Source organism: Alcanivorax sp. (genome assembly GCF_019431375.1).
Lineage (GTDB): Bacteria > Pseudomonadota > Gammaproteobacteria > Pseudomonadales > Alcanivoracaceae > Alcanivorax > Alcanivorax jadensis_A.
Genome location: NZ_CP080267.1, coordinates 3,374,113 through 3,389,327, shown reverse-complemented (window position 1 = coordinate 3,389,327; position 15,215 = coordinate 3,374,113). Strand labels below are relative to the sequence as shown.

The 15,215-nt window shown below is 61.7% G+C and carries 15 protein-coding genes and 1 pseudogene; 9 read left to right on the top strand and 7 right to left on the bottom strand.

Going from position 1 to position 15,215, the window contains the following annotated elements:
- Window positions 1-29 precede the first annotated feature (29 nt).
- Window positions 30-1,310 (top strand): glutamate-1-semialdehyde 2,1-aminomutase, encoded by a 1,281-nt coding sequence (gene hemL, locus KZ772_RS15860; RefSeq protein WP_290537465.1) that lies wholly within the window; start codon window positions 30-32, stop codon window positions 1,308-1,310.
- Window positions 1,311-1,514: 204 nt separating this feature from the next.
- On the opposite strand, the gene ybaK is transcribed toward hemL, so the two are convergent.
- From ybaK to KZ772_RS15840, 4 genes and pseudogenes are all read right to left on the bottom strand, one after another.
- Entirely contained in the window at window positions 1,515-1,982 is a 468-nt protein-coding gene (gene ybaK / locus KZ772_RS15855) for a Cys-tRNA(Pro) deacylase (RefSeq protein ID WP_290537464.1), read from the bottom strand.
- Window positions 1,979-2,440: a tetratricopeptide repeat protein gene (locus KZ772_RS15850; RefSeq protein WP_290537463.1), complete on the bottom strand. Its 462-nt coding sequence runs from the start codon at window positions 2,438-2,440 to the stop codon at window positions 1,979-1,981. Before KZ772_RS15850 ends, ybaK begins: the two co-directional genes overlap by 4 nt.
- A 92-nt stretch (window positions 2,441-2,532) precedes the next feature.
- Window positions 2,533-4,551 (bottom strand): annotated as a pseudogene (mrcB, locus tag KZ772_RS15845) (penicillin-binding protein 1B); the annotation flags it as partial.
- Window positions 4,552-4,632: 81 nt separating this feature from the next.
- Window positions 4,633-4,980 carry a hypothetical protein gene (locus KZ772_RS15840; protein WP_290537462.1) on the bottom strand — a complete coding sequence of 116 codons (348 nt, stop codon included), beginning with the start codon at window positions 4,978-4,980 and terminating at the stop codon, window positions 4,633-4,635.
- A 44-nt stretch (window positions 4,981-5,024) separates the two neighbouring features.
- Between KZ772_RS15840 and KZ772_RS15835 the strand changes: the two genes are divergently transcribed.
- Genes KZ772_RS15835 through KZ772_RS15825 form a run of 3 tightly spaced genes read left to right on the top strand, consistent with a single transcriptional unit; the run spans window position 5,025 to window position 7,333 of the window.
- The gene (locus KZ772_RS15835; RefSeq protein WP_290537461.1) at window positions 5,025-6,029 is read left to right on the top strand and encodes an adenosine kinase; all 1,005 of its coding nucleotides are present in this window, start codon (window positions 5,025-5,027) and stop codon (window positions 6,027-6,029) included.
- A gap of 4 nt (window positions 6,030-6,033) precedes the next feature.
- A complete protein-coding gene (locus tag KZ772_RS15830; protein WP_290537460.1) occupies window positions 6,034-6,366 on the top strand; it encodes a Rieske 2Fe-2S domain-containing protein in 333 nt (110 codons plus the stop codon).
- A gap of 7 nt (window positions 6,367-6,373) precedes the next feature.
- Window positions 6,374-7,333 carry a serine/threonine protein kinase gene (locus KZ772_RS15825; protein WP_290537459.1) on the top strand — a complete coding sequence of 320 codons (960 nt, stop codon included), beginning with the start codon at window positions 6,374-6,376 and terminating at the stop codon, window positions 7,331-7,333.
- A gap of 236 nt (window positions 7,334-7,569) precedes the next feature.
- Here the strand turns inward: KZ772_RS15825 and sfsA are convergent, their stop codons facing one another.
- From sfsA to KZ772_RS15810, 3 genes are all read right to left on the bottom strand, one after another.
- Window positions 7,570-8,289, bottom strand: coding sequence for a DNA/RNA nuclease SfsA (gene sfsA / locus KZ772_RS15820; RefSeq protein ID WP_290537458.1), 720 nt, complete (start codon window positions 8,287-8,289; stop codon window positions 7,570-7,572).
- A complete protein-coding gene (locus KZ772_RS15815) occupies window positions 8,286-9,452 on the bottom strand; it encodes an aminotransferase class I/II-fold pyridoxal phosphate-dependent enzyme (RefSeq protein ID WP_290537457.1) in 1,167 nt (388 codons plus the stop codon). Before KZ772_RS15815 ends, sfsA begins: the two co-directional genes overlap by 4 nt.
- 121 nt (window positions 9,453-9,573) lie before the next feature.
- On the bottom strand, window positions 9,574-10,350 hold the full coding sequence (locus tag KZ772_RS15810) for a hypothetical protein (RefSeq protein ID WP_290537456.1): 777 nt from the start codon (window positions 10,348-10,350) through the stop codon (window positions 9,574-9,576).
- A 64-nt stretch (window positions 10,351-10,414) separates the two neighbouring features.
- Here KZ772_RS15810 and dksA point away from each other — a divergent pair, with 64 nt between their 5' ends.
- The 5 genes from dksA (at window position 10,415) to KZ772_RS15790 (ending at window position 15,188) form a co-directional block, all read left to right on the top strand.
- Complete coding sequence (gene dksA, locus KZ772_RS15805) at window positions 10,415-10,822, top strand: RNA polymerase-binding protein DksA (protein WP_052042879.1); 408 nt, start codon at window positions 10,415-10,417, stop codon at window positions 10,820-10,822.
- 156 nt (window positions 10,823-10,978) lie between these two features.
- Entirely contained in the window at window positions 10,979-11,866 is an 888-nt protein-coding gene (gluQRS, locus tag KZ772_RS15800; protein WP_290537455.1) for a tRNA glutamyl-Q(34) synthetase GluQRS, read from the top strand.
- A gap of 199 nt (window positions 11,867-12,065) precedes the next feature.
- Window positions 12,066-12,242: a hypothetical protein gene (locus KZ772_RS15795; protein WP_007149317.1), complete on the top strand. Its 177-nt coding sequence runs from the start codon at window positions 12,066-12,068 to the stop codon at window positions 12,240-12,242.
- Complete coding sequence (locus KZ772_RS18645; protein ID WP_365870422.1) at window positions 12,226-12,783, top strand: hypothetical protein; 558 nt, start codon at window positions 12,226-12,228, stop codon at window positions 12,781-12,783. The genes KZ772_RS15795 and KZ772_RS18645 overlap by 17 nt, the downstream gene beginning before the upstream one ends.
- Window positions 12,783-15,188 (top strand): ATP-binding protein, encoded by a 2,406-nt coding sequence (locus KZ772_RS15790; protein ID WP_365870420.1) that lies wholly within the window; start codon window positions 12,783-12,785, stop codon window positions 15,186-15,188. Before KZ772_RS18645 ends, KZ772_RS15790 begins: the two co-directional genes overlap by 1 nt.
- Window positions 15,189-15,215: the final 27 nt, after the last annotated feature.

Genomic DNA, 15,215 nt, shown 5'->3' with positions numbered 1-15,215 from the left:
CGCCAACAGCTACAGCAAGAGGACACACCATGAGCCGCAAGCACTCCGAACAGCTTTTCCGTCAAGCCCAGAAACATATTCCCGGCGGCGTTAACTCTCCCGTGCGTGCCTTCAAGGGCGTTGGCGGCACCCCGGTGTTTTTCCATTCTGCCAGTGGCGCCTACCTGTACGATGAAGATGACAATCGCTACATCGACTACGTGGGCTCCTGGGGCCCGATGATCCTAGGCCACAACCATCCCCAGGTGATTGCTGCCGTGCAGGCCGCCGTACAGAACGGCCTCAGCTTCGGCGCCCCCACCGCCACCGAAGTAGCCATGGCGGACAAGGTCTGCGAACTGGTGCCCTCCATGGACATGGTGCGCATGGTCAATTCCGGCACCGAAGCCACCATGAGCGCTATCCGCCTGGCCCGGGGCTACACCGGCCGCGACAAGATCATCAAGTTCGAGGGTTGCTACCACGGCCATGTGGACAGCCTGCTGGTAAAAGCCGGCTCCGGTGCCATGGGCATCCCCGGCTCACCGGGTGTGCCCGCCGCTGTGACCGGCGACACCCTGGTGCTGGACTACAACGACGCCGCCAGCGTCGAAACCGCCTTTAACGAATACGGCGACCAGATTGCCGCCGTCATCGTGGAGCCAGTGGCCGGCAACATGAACTGCGTCCCGCCCACCAAGGCATTCCTGCAGGCCCTGCGCCAATACTGTGATGACCACGGCAGCGTGCTGATCTTCGACGAGGTGATGACCGGCTTCCGGGTAGCCCTGGGCGGCGCCCAGGCGCTCTACGAGGTGACCCCGGACATGACCACCCTGGGCAAGATCATCGGTGGCGGTATGCCGGTGGGCGCCTTTGGCGGCAAGAGAGCCATCATGGAACACCTCTCGCCGCTGGGCCCGGTCTACCAGGCCGGCACCCTGTCCGGTAACCCGGTGGCCATGGCGGCTGGACTGACCACCCTTAACCTGCTTAGTGAACCCGGATTCCACGACGCCCTGGCCGAAAAGACCACCCGCCTGCTGGACGGCCTGACCGCAGCCGCCCACGCGGAAGGCGTGGCTTTCACCACCGCACAGGCTGGCGCCATGTTCGGGTTGTTCTTCACCGACCAGAGCCGCATCAGCAGCTTCGCGGAAGTGATGGCCTGCGACAGCGAACGTTTCAACCGCTTCTTCCACGCCATGCTGGACCAGGGCATCTACCTGGCCCCCAGTGCCTTTGAAGCGGGCTTCGTGTCAGCAGCGCACAGTGATGAGGATATCGACGCCACCATTGCGGCGGCCCGCAAGGCGTTTGCGAAGGTGTAGGAGCGACGCCCAAAACCACCTTGTAGGAGCGGCGCTTGAGCCGCGAATCCGAGCCTTGGCGAGGAAAATCGGTTGCGGTTTACTCGCGGCCTCCTCTAGAGAGGCCTGTCGAGCTCGGAAGCTCCTGATCGCCTTTCAGGCGATTTCCGCGCTGGCGCGCGGTTCGCGGCTCAAACGCCGCTCCTACAGTGGCTTCGTAGTGAGTCAGTGGCGAGCCAACGGCACCATTTTCCCGCCAGTCAGCCCCAACAGATCCTGCGGCGCCATGGCGATTTCCAGTCCGCGCCGGCCGGCGCTCATGTAGATAGGGTTGTGTGGTTGTGCACTGTGATCCAGATACAATGGCAACCGTTTCTTCTGCCCCAGCGGGCTGATGCCACCGAGTACATAACCGGTCAACCGTTGCGCCTTGTCCGCCGGACACATGGCCGCTTTCTTGCCGCCATGGGCCCTGGCGAGAAACTTAAGATCCAGTTGATGGGCCACCGGCACCATAGCCACTACCGGCTGCTCATCCACCAGCGCGAGCAGCGTCTTGAAGACTTTCTCGGCGGGCAGCTGCAAGGCCTCTGCCGCTTCCAGCCCGTAGCTTTCTGCCTTGGGGTCATGCTCGTAACTGTGCAACTGAAAAGAAACGCCGGCCTTTTTCGCGGCCTGCACCGCCGGTGTCATACCGGCCGGGCCTTTGGGCTACGTAACTCCGCCGCCTTGCTGCGAGCCTGGCGGGCACCGGCCTTGTCACCCTGACGATCACGGGCGGTGGCCACCAGGTCCCACAGGCCCGCCCGGTAATCATCGTGGTCCGGCGCCAGCCGCAACGCCTTCAGGGCGAAGCCTTCTGCTCCGTGGGGGTCCCCCTCGGAAAGCCGCAAACCCGCCAGCTCCTTGTACAGCCAGGAGGAATCCGGGGCGATATTCAGGGCTCGCTCCAGATAACGCTCTGCAGCCGATGTCCGCCCCTGCTGACGGGCCTGTTCGGCCCGACTCAACAGACCCAGTGCCGGCGAGCCTTCCAGTTCCTGACTGGCAGTCATCGGTTCTGCCGGTTCCTCCACGGGCGGGCGCACCGCACACCCCGCCAGCACCGCACTGATCAGCATCAGTCGAACAAGCCTTTGAACACTCAACATCCTTACTATCCTTGAACAACGCTCCGGCAAGCCCCATCTCAACGGCAGGAGCTTGCCTCGCTGGGCTCTGTGGTGAAAGTTGATCTGTGACCCTAGTCAAACAGCCCCTTGAACCAACCCTTGATGCCTTTCCCCGCCTCTTTGATCGAGCCACAACCGTCACTCTCCTGGGGAATCGAGGCTTCCAGCATCGGGTAACGACGGGCATCACTACACCCTTCGGCACTGACGCGCCGACCGTCCGGGTTCATCCAGACCCATTCCACGCCAGCAGGCGGCGTCTGCGACAGGCTACGCTGGGGCAGTTTGCCCATCAGCTGGGCCCATACCGGCAAGGCACCGCTGGAGCCGGTGATACCGGCATTACGGTTATCATCACGGCCCACCCAGACTACCGCCAGGTGGTTGGCGGAGAAACCGGCAAACCAGGCGTCCCGGAAATCATTACTGGTGCCGGTCTTGCCTGCCACCTTCAGGTTCTGAGGCAATGACGCGCGCGCAGCACGGCCGGTACCTTTCTCTACCACTTGCTGCATGGCCCACTGGGTCAGGAAAGCCGGGCCGGCGTCCACCACCTCGTCGGTATTGACCGGATAACGGGCCAGCGGCCTGGCTTCCTTGTCGAGCACATCGGTAATGGACCGCAGGCGGGTACTGAAACCGCCCGTTGAAAGAGGCTGATACATCATCGCCACTTCAAACGGGGTCAGCTCCAGGCTACCCAGAAGAATACTGGGGTAGAGCGGAATATCGCGGGTCACCCCCAGGGTCTTCATGGTGCCGGCTACCTTGCCCAGCCCCACATCCAACCCTAGGCGAGCGGTACCCTGGTTGCGTGAATAGGTCAGCACATCCACCACCGGCATGGCTCCATGGGACTGGTTGTCGAAGTTCTGCGGCGACCAGGTAGTGCCATTGGGCAGCGTCACCTCCACAGGCCCGTCTTCCACCAGGGTAGCCAGGGACCATTGCTTGGGCTGGCTCACCGCCGACAGCACCACCGCCGGCTTGGCCAGCGAGCCGATCGGGCGCTGGGCATCCAGGGCCCGGTTGAAGCCAGCCTCCCGGGAGCTGCGATTGCTGACCAGCGCCAGCACATCGCCCTGAGCCGGCGCGACCACTACCACGGCACCATTGAGCTTTTTGCTTTCGTCAGGGTCGCGGCGGTCCAGATGATCGCGCAGGGCCCCTTCAGCAGCGAGCTGGGCCAGCACATCCAGGGTGGAGTGAATACGCAGCCCCTCATCACTGAGCACCTCCGGGGGGTAATCCCGAGCCAGCTGGCGCCTTACCAGATCAATAAAGGCAGGGAAGGCATAAAGCGCGGAGGCCCCACGCGGCACCACTTCCAGGGAGCGGTTGCTGTATTTGTCGTAATCCGCTTTCGACAGAGCCCCCTCATCCATCGCCACCTTCAATACCGTGTTGCGACGCTCCAGGGAACGCTCGGGGTGACGGCGCGGGTCATACCAGCTGGGCCCCTTCAGCAACGCCACCAGGGTGGCCAGATGGTGGGGTTCCAGCTCTTCCAGCGGGCGCCCGAACAGGAACTGGGCTCCCAGGCCCATGCCATGAATGGCCCGGGCGCCATCCTGGCCCAGGTACACCTCGTTGAGGTAAGCCTCGAGAATCTGCTCCTTGCTGTAGTGCAATTCCAGCAACATGGCCATGGGCATTTCCAGCAGCTTGCGCGACAGGGTGCGCTCGGAGGTGAGCCAGAAATTTTTCACCAGCTGCTGAGTCAGGGTGCTGCCGCCCTGCACCAGGCGCCCGGCCTTGATGTTGGCCAGCATGGCCCGGGCCAGACCGCGCAGGGAAATGCCATGGTGGTCATAGAAAGCCTGATCCTCGGTGGCAATCAGCATCTCCACCAGCAGTGGCGGCACCTTGTCCAGGGGCACCAGCACCCTGTCTTCCGCATGCTGGGGATGAATACTGCCGATCTGCAATGGCTCGAGACGGGCCAGGCGATCACCACCGGCCTCCAGGGAACGTATCTGGCCGCCAGACAGGCTCAACCGGATACGCTCCGCCTTTTCCCCCCCATCACTGTCGCTGAAACCACGGGTATGCAGCAGCAGGCTGTTGCCCTGCACCGCATAGCTGCCTGGGGTGGTAGCCCCCGCGAGTCGCGACGGTAGCGCATCAAATCCAGCAACTTGAGCATATCCTCGCGGGACAGCACGCGGCCTTCATAAAGCTCTACTGGTCGGGCATACACCCGCCGGCAATTGCCAGACATGGGCGTCAAAACGCTCGCGGACCAGCGCATCCAGGTAGGCCAGTCCTGCCGCTCCCAGCACCAGGCACACCAACGCTGCCTTGCCCACAAAGGACCAGCTGAACCAGCGACGTTGTTGTCCGCTGCTGCGTTTTTTTCGATTCGGTTGCCGCCGCGATCGTGCGGGGGACTTTTTCGCTTTTTTTGCCATGGGCCGGAGTATAGAGAAAAGTGTGAGTGTTTTATGAGTCTCTATGGACGTATCCGTTCCCTTCACGGGAATTTGAGTAAATTTTGCAACCAGACTCGGGGCGCCCATAATAGCCGCCTTGCCTCTTGCCTGAACCAGAACACGGAGTCTCCATGACGAAAAAATACGACGTTTATGCCCTCGGCAACGCCCTGGTGGATACGGAAATCGAGGTCAGCGACGCCTTTCTCCAGCGCATGGATGTGGGCAAGGGCCTGATGACACTGGTGGACGAAGCCCGCCAGGCGGAACTGATTGCCGCCCTGGCCGACGAAGCCGAGCCCCACAAGCAGACCAGTGGCGGCTCCGCCTGCAACACTGTGGTGGCCACCCGCTACTTCGGCGGCAACAGCTACTACGCCTGCAAGGTAGCCGACGACGCCACCGGCGACATCTTCGTCAACGACCTGACTGCCGCCGGCGTGGACACCAATATGAACGGCAACCGCGAGAGTGGTATCTCCGGCAAGTGCCTGGTGATGCTGACCCCGGACGCAGAGCGCACCATGAACACCTTTCTGGGCATTTCCAGCCAGGTGTCCGAGGCGGAGCTGGACGAAGCCGCCATCGCCGCCAGCCACTATGTGTATCTGGAAGGGTACTTGGTCAGCGGCGACAGCTCCCGGGCGGCGGCCATTAAACTGCGCCAACTGGCCGAGAAGCATGGTGTCAAAACCTCACTGACGTTCTCCGATCCGGCCATGGTGCAGTTCTTCCGGGACGGCCTCACCGACATGCTCGGCGACGGTGTGGACCTGCTGTTCTGCAACGACGCGGAAGCCACCAGCTACACGGATACCGACAGCCCCGAGGCCGCTCTGGAAAAACTCAAGAGCGTATGCCGCTCTGCAGTCATCACCCTGGGCGCCGAAGGCGCGCTGGTATGGGATGGTGAGCAGACCCACAGCATTGCCCCCTTGCCGGTCAAAGCCATCGACAGCAATGGTGCCGGCGACATGTTTGCCGGGGCCTTCCTGTATGCCATCACCCATGGCCATGATTTTGCCGCTGCCGGCAAGCTCGCTGCCGCTGCCGCCGCCCGCCTGGTCACCGAATTCGGGCCGCGCCTGAGCGCCGACACCCACCAGCAGATTCGCCAAGACATTTTAGGTAATTGATTTCATGGAACACGTTTGCAACCTGACCGACATCCCTGACGACAGCGCCCGGGAATTCGAGAAAGACGGCCAGCCGGTAGTCGTGGTCAAACACGACGGCCTGGTCCGCGCCTTCATCAACTGGTGCCCGCACCTGGGCATCGAACTGAACTTCATGCCCGACCAGTTCATGGACAGCGACAACCAGTTCATCATGTGCGCCAACCACGGCGCCCTGTTCGAGATTGATAGCGGCGACTGCCTGTCCGGCCCCTGTAGTGGCGACAAGCTGATCCCGGTACCACTGGAAGTACGTGGTGACGAAGTGTGGCTGGGTCACGTCGAGGTGCCGGCCTGAGCCGCTTATGAGCCATCCCTTTGATGACCTCACCCCGGATTACATGCTCGACGCCGTGGACGCCGCCGGCTTCCTCAGCGACGGCCGCCTGCTGCAACTGAACAGCTTCGAGAACCGGGTATACCAGGTGGGCCAGGAAGACGGCCCACCGGTGATCGTCAAGTTCTACCGCCCACAGCGCTGGAGCGACGAACAGATCCTGGAAGAGCACGCCTTCAGCCTTTTTCTGGTGGAACGGGACCTGCCGGTGGTGGCCCCCATCGAAAAGAACGGCACCACCCTGTTCCACTGCGACGGCTTCGCCTTTGCGGTGTTCCGCAGAGCCGGCGGCCATGCGCCGGAACTGGATAACGACAACCACCTGGAACAGCTGGGCCGCACCCTGGCCCGCTGGCATGCCTGCGGCAGTGACCGGCCCTATCAGCTCCGCCACACCATGGACCCGGTGGCTGACATTCGTGCCGCCAGCACCTTCCTGATCAATGAGGTGGTGGACCTGAATTATCGCAGCCAGTACCGCGATGCCTGCGGCCAACTGCTGGAGCAGATTGAACAGCGGCTTGCCGAGGTGGAATTCCCGCTGCTCAACGTCCATGGCGACTGCCATACCGGCAACATCCTGTGGCGCGACAACGGCCCACATTTCGTGGATCTGGACGACAGCTTGCGCGCCCCGGCCATGCAGGACATCTGGATGTTGCTGTCCGGTGAACAGGATGAGCAACAACACCAGCTGCGAGTGCTGGCCCGCGGCTACGACACCTTCCTGCCCTTTCCCTGGCAACAGACCGCCCTGATCGAGCCGCTACGCACCCGGCGCATCATCTGCTACGACGCCTGGCTGGCCAGACGCTGGGACGATCCGGCCTTCCCGCCAGCGTTCCCCTGGTTTGAATCCATGAGCTACTGGCGCGACCAGACGGAACTGTTGCAGCAGCAACTGCGCAATTTGCAAACCCTGCTGTAGAGGAAAACGCGTTTCCGTAGGAGCGTCGCTCGCGGCGCGATAGGGTTGGCACCGTGTTGTCTAAAGCCGCTGCTGTAGGAGTTCCTCTCGAGGGACGACCCCGAGCCCCGGCGAGGGAAAAGGCGAGGCAGGGGCTGCCAGGTCACTCTAGAGACGCCCTGGTTCACAGAAACGACGTTGCTGGCCTTGCAGGTGCTTTCCACGCTGACGCGTGGTTCGTCCCTCGAGAGGAACGCCTACAACTGAATCGGCAAGGGGTGTTCCAGCCGAAAGCCGTCTGGCGATAACGCCACCTTCCACGCCAGCACTTCCACCCCCTTTTCCACCGCTTCGCGTAACAGCTCCCCATAGCGGGCATCAATTTCGTCCGCCGGCCGGGCGGCCAGTGCACCACTGTGCTGCACACAGAAAAACAGCACCGCCCGCTTGCCGGACGCCACCACCTCCATCAGTGTCAACAGATGCTTCTGGCCCCGCTCGGTGACGGAATCCGGGAAGGCAATGACACCGTCATCAGGATCATTCGGGCCGGGGCCCAGGGTGACGTTTTTCACTTCCACAAAGGCATGCGGATCGCTGCGCTCGCCCAGGGCCAGATCAAAGCGGCTGTCGCCGTATTTCACTTCCCGCTGCACCCCGCTGCCGGGGCCCAGCTCGGCAACCTCACCGGCACGAATGGCTTCTTCCACCAGCGCATTGGGCCGGCTGGTATTCACCCCCGCCCAATGGCCATGACCCACCTGCAGGGCTTCCAGGGTATGGCGATATTTGCGTTTGGGATTACCGCTGTCGGAAATCAGCGCCTGCTGGGGCTCGCCCAGCACGCAGTTTTTCATGGACCCGGTATTGGGGCAGTGCACGGTAATTTCGCTGCCATCAGCGCGCACCACATCGGCCATGAAACGCTTGTAGCGACGCAGCAGGGTGACCCTTTCCAGGGGAGGATCAAACTTCACAGGGACTCCAGGTAGTGGCCCAACCGGTGCAGGGCATCAACAAGACGGGACTCGGCACAGGTATAGGCCAGGCGAACATAGCGATGGTGATCATGGCCATCACCGAAATCCAGCCCCGGCGTCATGGCCACCTTTTCCTTTTCCAGCAGGTCCGCACAGAAAGCGAAGCTGTCATCGGTCCAGGCACTCACATCCACATACACATAAAAGGCACCATCCGCATTGGAGACTACCGGCAGTTTCAAATGAGCCAGGCCATTGAGCAGGCATTGACGACGGCGGGCAAACAGCTGATGACGCTGCTCCAGGATGGTCAGCGCCGGTTCCTGCAGCGCAGCCAGCGCACAGTATTGTGCCGGCGTGGAGGGCGCCAGAAACAGGTTCTGTGCCAGCCGCTCGATGGCCGGCACCAGCGGTTCCGGCGCCACCAGCCAGCCCAGCCGCCAGCCGGTCATACAGAAATATTTACTGAAGCTGTTGATCACCATCACCTGATCGGTACGCGACAGCACGGATTCCGCCGGCCCCCGGTAACAAAGCCCCTGATAGATTTCATCCACCAGTAGCAGGCCGCCTTTCTGCACGGCGCCCTCGGCCATGGCCTGCAGGCTATTCAGCGACAGCATGTTGCCGGTGGGATTATCCGGGCTGGCCACCATGGCCAGACGGGTATCCGGCTGCCAGGCCTCCAGCAGCTCGTTGGCAGTCAGAGTGAAATGATTGTCCGCCTTTAATACCACCGGCTGCGGCTTACCCCCCACCAGATTCACGAACTGGCGATTACAGGGATAGCCCGGATCGCACAGCAGGACACCGTCCCCTGGATTGATCAGGGCCGCCAGCGCCAGCTGCAGGGCCCCGGAAGCGCCCGGCGTCACCACGATCCGTGCCGGTGATACGGTAGCGCCAAAACGCTCCTGGTAATCATCCGCAATGGCCTGGCGCAAAGCGGGCAGCCCGGCAGCCGGCGTGTAACCGGTTCCCCGATCACGGGTTGCCCCGGCAATGGCCTCCAGCACCGGCGTCGGAGTTTCAAAATCCGGCTCGCCCACTTCCAGATGGATCACATCGTGGCCCTGGGCTGCCAGTTGTTGGGCTCGCTCCAGCAGTGCCATAACGTGAAAAGGCGGGATCTGTTGGGCGAAATGCGACAGCGTTATCACAAGATTCCTCTTTCCTATAAGGGTGGCATGGCTATAATCGGCCAGATTTTCACCAACTGGTGACAAGACTTACCCGGAAGGGGTAAGGTCAAAGATTACATTACGCCCGTACCTGGTTATATCAAGCGGGCCCCAGGGATAGTGGGACAGGATAGAGAGTCGAGAAGATGCTAAGGGAGTTAATAAAAATGGCCACCGGCAAAAAGAAAGCCCCGAAAAAGGCGGCTAAAAAACAAACCTCCGGGTCTGCTTCCAGCAGCAAGAAAGCCACCTCATCCACTGCTGCCCGCAAAGCGCCAGCCAAGAAGGCTGCTGCAAAAAAGGCCCCGGCAAAAAAAGCCGCAGTGAAAAAGGTGGCTGCAAAGCCTGCGGCCAAAAAGGCCCCAGCCAAAACCGCAGCAAAAAAAGCTGCCGTAAAGAAACCCGCTACCAAGCCTGCCGCTAAAAAGGCGCCGGCCAAGAAGGCCTCTGTGAAGAAAGCCACTCCCAAGAAAGCCGTCGCCAAGAAACCGGCACCGGCCAAAAAAGCAGCCACAACCAAAACGGCTGCAAAGCCTGCTGCAAAGCAAGCGGCCGTAAAAAAAGCGCCGGCCAAAAAAGCCGCTGCGAAGGCACCGGCCAGCAAGCCTGCCACCAAAAAGGCAGCCAGCAAGCCAGCGGCAAAGCCGGCCGCAGGCAAAACCCAGTCAACCGCTGCCAGCGCCAAACCGGCGAAGGCCAGCAAGCCCGCTGCCAGAAAACCGGCAGCCAAAAAAGCAGCACCGGCTGCACCCAGAACAAAACTGCCCACCTCCGGGAAGGCATCCGCAGCGGCCCGTGCCGCTGCCAGAGACGCATCGAACACCGGTAACGCACGGACCGCGACTGCCGGCAAAGGGACTTCGCCGAGCCGATCCACTACTTCTGCTCAGGTAAAAGCAAACGTGAAAAAGAAAACCGCCTCATCCTCTTCCCAGGCCCAAATGCATGGCTTCAAGCCCTACATGCCGGCCAAGAACGAGGAATACATGAACGAGAAGCAACGCGAGCACTTCCGCCAGATCCTGCTGGCCTGGCGCCAGGAGTTGATGGAAGAAGCGGATCGCACCATGCACCACCTGCAGGACGAACAGGCCAACCTGCCCGACCCCGCTGACCGCGCCACCCAGGAAGAAGAGTTTGCCCTGGAGCTGCGTACCCGCGACCGCGAGCGCAAGCTGCTGAAGAAGATCGAGAAGACCCTGGATCTGGTGGACAAGGACGATTACGGCTTCTGCGAAGCCTGCGGCATCGAAATCGGCATCCGCCGACTGGAAGCTCGCCCCACCGCCGACCTGTGCATCGACTGCAAGGAACTGGCGGAGATCAAGGAAAAGCAGCTGGCCGGATAAACCAGTGAAGAGTTAACAGCTCGCGATAGCGGACTGTTGTTCCTGAAACGCCTGAAGCCGCGCCCAGCCCTTGTGCGCGGCTTCTTGCGTTTAAACTCCTCACACAGGCATGGCGCGCCGCTGTTAACTGTTCACTATTCACTGTTCACTGCCTTTATGACCTATCGCGGACGTTTCGCCCCCACCCCCTCCGGCCCCCTGCATTTCGGGTCATTGGTGGCTGCGTTGGCCAGTTGGCTGGAAGCGCGCCATGCGGGCGGTGAATGGCTGGTGCGGGTGGATGATCTGGATCCGCCCCGGGAAGTGCCCGGCGCCGCCGATACCATCCTGCGTCAGCTGGAAACCTTCGGGCTGTATTGGGATGGCCCGGTGCGTTACCAAAGCCAACGGCATAGTGCCTATCAGCATGCCGTGGAGACCCTGCTCAACAGCGGCCATGCCTTCCACTGCCGCCTGACCCGCAAACAGCTGGCCACCCTCAATCATAACCATCCCGGCATCAGCGCCGCTGTGTCCACCGCCGACGATACCGCCATCCGCCTGCAGGTTCCCGATCGGGCGCTGACCTACCAGGACGGCATTCAGGGGACCATCAGCAACAACCTGCACCACGACGGTGGCGCCTTTGTCATTCGACGTCGCGACGGCCTGTTCGGCTACCAGCTCGCCTGTGCCCTGGACGATGCAGATGATGGTATTACCCATGTGCTGCGTGGCGCCGACCTGCTTGATTCCACCCTTCGCCAGCGCTGGCTGCTGGAATGCCTGGGCAGACCGGCGCCAGACTATGCGCATTTGCCGGTGGTCACCGACGGGCGGGATTTGAAGCTGTCCAAATCCGCAGGCAGTCAAGCTCTGGACCCCGCTCTTGCCAGCCAGCTACTCACAGCGGCCCTTCGCTGCATGGGCCTGCAGCCACCCTCAGACTTGCAGGGCGCAAGCCCGGCAGCGCTACTGGCATGGGGCACGGCACACTACCCCGATCACCAGTGGCCAGCGGGACGCCAGCAGCCATTGCCAGACGAGTTGCAAGTTACAAGCTGAAAGTTGCAACGCGAATCAGCAAAGACCCACAGCAAATGCTGTGCCCGCGTTTAACGGTATAAGCGCGGAGACAGCCGACCGGAACACAAATACACATCCCGCGCCTTGCAGCTTGAAACTTGTAACTTGCCGCTGTCCTCGCTTTTACACGCCCCACCCCCTGGCGTATGCTCATCGGCCCGGAGGGGTTAAACCACCTATGTATACCGACCGACTGCTGATCATCTTTATTCTCGGCACCTACCTGCTTTCCCCCGCCATCATCGACTGGTGGAGTGAGGGCGGGCGCGCCTGGTATCGCCCCTATCTGATCTGGCTGGGCCTGATCGCCCTGAGCTACTGGATTGCCAAGAGCAAGGATGTCGATGGTCTATAGTGTCAGCGATCTGATCCTGATTGCCGGTTGCTACCTGCTGTTTCTGTTTGCGGTGGCCTGGATCACCGAGCGTGGCTGGTTGCCCGCCCACTGGGTGCGCCACCCTGCGGTCTACGTTCTGTCACTGGGGGTCTATGCCAGCGCCTGGGCGGTATACGGGTCGGTGGGCTACGCCTACCAGTATGGCTACAACTTCCTGTCCTATTTCCTGGGTATTTCCGGGGTCTTCCTGCTTGCTCCCATTCTTCTGGCACCGATCCTCAGACTGACCACCACCTATCAGCTCAGCTCCCTGGCTGACCTGTTTGCCTTCCGCTACCGCAGCCGGCTGGCCGGGGCCATGACCACCATCATCATGCTGATCGGCGTACTGCCTCTGCTGGCCCTGCAACTGAAGGCCGTGGCCGAGTCGATACAGATCCTCAGCGGTACCGCTGACCCCCGCGACCTGGCCGCCGGTTTCTGCCTGATGATGGTGATCTTCGCCATTCTGTTCGGCGCCCGCCATACCACCGCCCGGAAAAACACGAAGGGTTGGTGATGGCCATCGCCATGGAATCGCTGATCAAATTGCTGGCGTTCGGCGCGGTGGCCTTGCTCGGCCTTTATGGCGTGTTCGATGGCCCTGCCAGTCTGAATGCCTGGCTGGATGACCATCCAGAAATGCTGGCGAGGCTCTACTACCCCCTGCAGGACGGCACCTGGCACTCCATGATCATGGCGTTCTTTGTCTCCGCCGTGGTACTGCCGCACATGTTCTACATGGCCTTTACCGAGAACATGAACCCGCGCGCCCTGGTCACTGCCAGCTGGGCGTTGCCGCTGATGTTCCTGCTGATGGCACTGTGTGTGCCGGTGATCCTGTGGGCTGCTGCCGCCGGCAATGCCCCCACCCCGCCAGATTATTACGCCCTCGGCATCGGCATGATCACCGGTGGCCACGGCGCGGTGCTTGGCTATATCGCCGGGCTTGCCGGCGCCAGCGGCATGCTGATTGTGGCCACCCTGGCCCTGTCCGGCATGTGCCTGAATCATCTGGTACTGCCCGCCAGCCCGCTGCAGGGCCAAAACCTGTATCGCAATCTGCTCTGGACCCGGCGCATTCTGATCGCCGCCATTCTCGCTCTGGCTTACCTCTTCTACCGCTTCACCGGCACGGATCACACCCTGGTGGAGCTGGGCGTTCTCACCTTTGTGGCGACCCTGCAGTTTGTCCCCGGGCTGATCGGCGCCCTGTTCTGGCCCTCCGGCAATCGTAATGGCCTGTTCGCCGGTCTGCTGGTCGGCTTTATCCTCTGGGTCATGCTGCTGCTGGTACCCATCGCCTACCCCAACTGGCAATTCCAGCCACTGATGGAACTGCTTGGCATGCGTTTCCAGACCGGCGCCAGCCAGTGGCACCATGTGGCCATCGCCTCGGTCACGGCCAATGCGCTGATCTACGCCATCGTATCCATCGTCACGCCCATGTCCCGATCGGAAAAAAACGCCGCCGAAGCGTGCGCCGTGGACAGCCTGCGCCGACCCTATCGCTGGGAGCTGGAAGCGAAGAGCGTGGACGATTTCATTGATGCCATGAGCCAGCCGCTGGGGCCGATCACCGCCACCCGGGAAGTGGAAATGTCGCTGCGGGATCTGCACCTGCCGCGCACGGAAACCCGCCCCTACGCCCTGCGGCGGCTGCGTGATCAGTTGGAAACCAATCTGTCGGGCCTGCTCGGCCCCTCGGTGTCCCACCAACTCATCGACGATCACCTGCCCTACCTGCCGGAGGAGGAGCAACACTCCAGCGAAGACATCCAGTTCATTGAATCCCGTCTCGAACAGTACCGGGATCGTCTGTCCGGGCTGGCGGCGGAACTGGATGGCCTGCGTCGCTTCCACCGTCAGACCCTGCTGGAACTGCCCATGGGGGTCATTTCCCTGGGCGCCGACCGGGAAATCATCGGCTGGAACCGGGCCATGGAAAGCCTCACCGGCATTACCGCCGAAGACACCATCGGTTCGCGGCTGGCAGACCTGGACCCACCCTGGGGCGAGTTCTTTACCCGCTTCAGCCACGACGACAATGCCCATCAGCCCCAGCAATCCCTGGAAGTGGAAAACCAGACGCGCTGGCTGAGTCTGCACAAATCCGAGGTGATGGGCGCCGGCACCGCCGAGCAAGCCGGCGGTCAGGTACTGGTGATCGAGGACATTACCGAACTGCGCCACATGGAAGCGCACCTGGCTCATAACGAACGCCTGGCCTCCATCGGCCGACTGGCCGCCGGGGTGGCCCACGAAATCGGCAACCCGGTCACCGCCATTGCCTGTCTGACCCAGAATCTGGATGAAGACAGCGACCCGGAGGAACAACAGGAAGCCTGCGACCAGATACTGGAACAGACCCGTCGTATCACGCGTATCGTGGAATCCCTGGTAACCTTCAGTCATTCCGGTGGTATCAAGCTCAGTGAGCAGGTACCGGTGAATCTGTGCGATACCGTGGACGAAGCCATCTCATTGCTGCTACTGGACCCGGATCACCGCCAGCAACCGTTCGAGAATCACTGCCCGGCAAGCTACTGGATCAAGGGCGACCCGCAACGCTTGCTCCAGGTGTTCATCAACCTGCTCGGCAATGCTGCAGACGCCAGCGAAAACCTGCAGCCCGTCACCGTGCACTGTGAGCCCCGCGGCGACTTCCTCGATATTTTGCTGGAAGACCAGGGCCACGGCATTCCGGATACACTGCGCGATGCCCTGTTCGAACCCTTCGTCACCAGCAAGCCACCAGGCCGCGGCACCGGCCTGGGCCTGGCGCTGGTGTACAGTATTATCGAAGAACATCAGGGCAACATCCGGGTAGAAAGCCCGCTCAGCGAAAAAGGCGGCACCCGTTTTGTGGTCAGCCTGCCGGTGCACAGGCAACAAGCAGCAGCCCCCGGACAGCCGGAAACGTAGTATCCTGCTCAACCAGATAAGTAAGGA

Coding starts and splice junctions, on each gene's coding strand:
- ybaK (WP_290537464.1), bottom strand. CDS start 1,982: ATGACACCGGCGGTGCAGGCCGCGAAAAAGGCCGGCGTTTCTTTTCAG.
- hemL (WP_290537465.1), top strand. CDS start 30: ATGAGCCGCAAGCACTCCGAACAGCTTTTCCGTCAAGCCCAGAAACAT.
- KZ772_RS15825 (WP_290537459.1), top strand. CDS start 6,374: ATGAGCCATCCCTTTGATGACCTCACCCCGGATTACATGCTCGACGCC.
- KZ772_RS15790 (WP_365870420.1), top strand. CDS start 12,783: ATGGCCATCGCCATGGAATCGCTGATCAAATTGCTGGCGTTCGGCGCG.
- KZ772_RS15840 (WP_290537462.1), bottom strand. CDS start 4,980: ATGGGCGCCCCGAGTCTGGTTGCAAAATTTACTCAAATTCCCGTGAAG.
- KZ772_RS15795 (WP_007149317.1), top strand. CDS start 12,066: ATGTATACCGACCGACTGCTGATCATCTTTATTCTCGGCACCTACCTG.
- dksA (WP_052042879.1), top strand. CDS start 10,415: ATGCATGGCTTCAAGCCCTACATGCCGGCCAAGAACGAGGAATACATG.
- KZ772_RS15835 (WP_290537461.1), top strand. CDS start 5,025: ATGACGAAAAAATACGACGTTTATGCCCTCGGCAACGCCCTGGTGGAT.
- KZ772_RS15830 (WP_290537460.1), top strand. CDS start 6,034: ATGGAACACGTTTGCAACCTGACCGACATCCCTGACGACAGCGCCCGG.
- gluQRS (WP_290537455.1), top strand. CDS start 10,979: ATGACCTATCGCGGACGTTTCGCCCCCACCCCCTCCGGCCCCCTGCAT.
- KZ772_RS15850 (WP_290537463.1), bottom strand. CDS start 2,440: ATGTTGAGTGTTCAAAGGCTTGTTCGACTGATGCTGATCAGTGCGGTG.
- KZ772_RS18645 (WP_365870422.1), top strand. CDS start 12,226: ATGTCGATGGTCTATAGTGTCAGCGATCTGATCCTGATTGCCGGTTGC.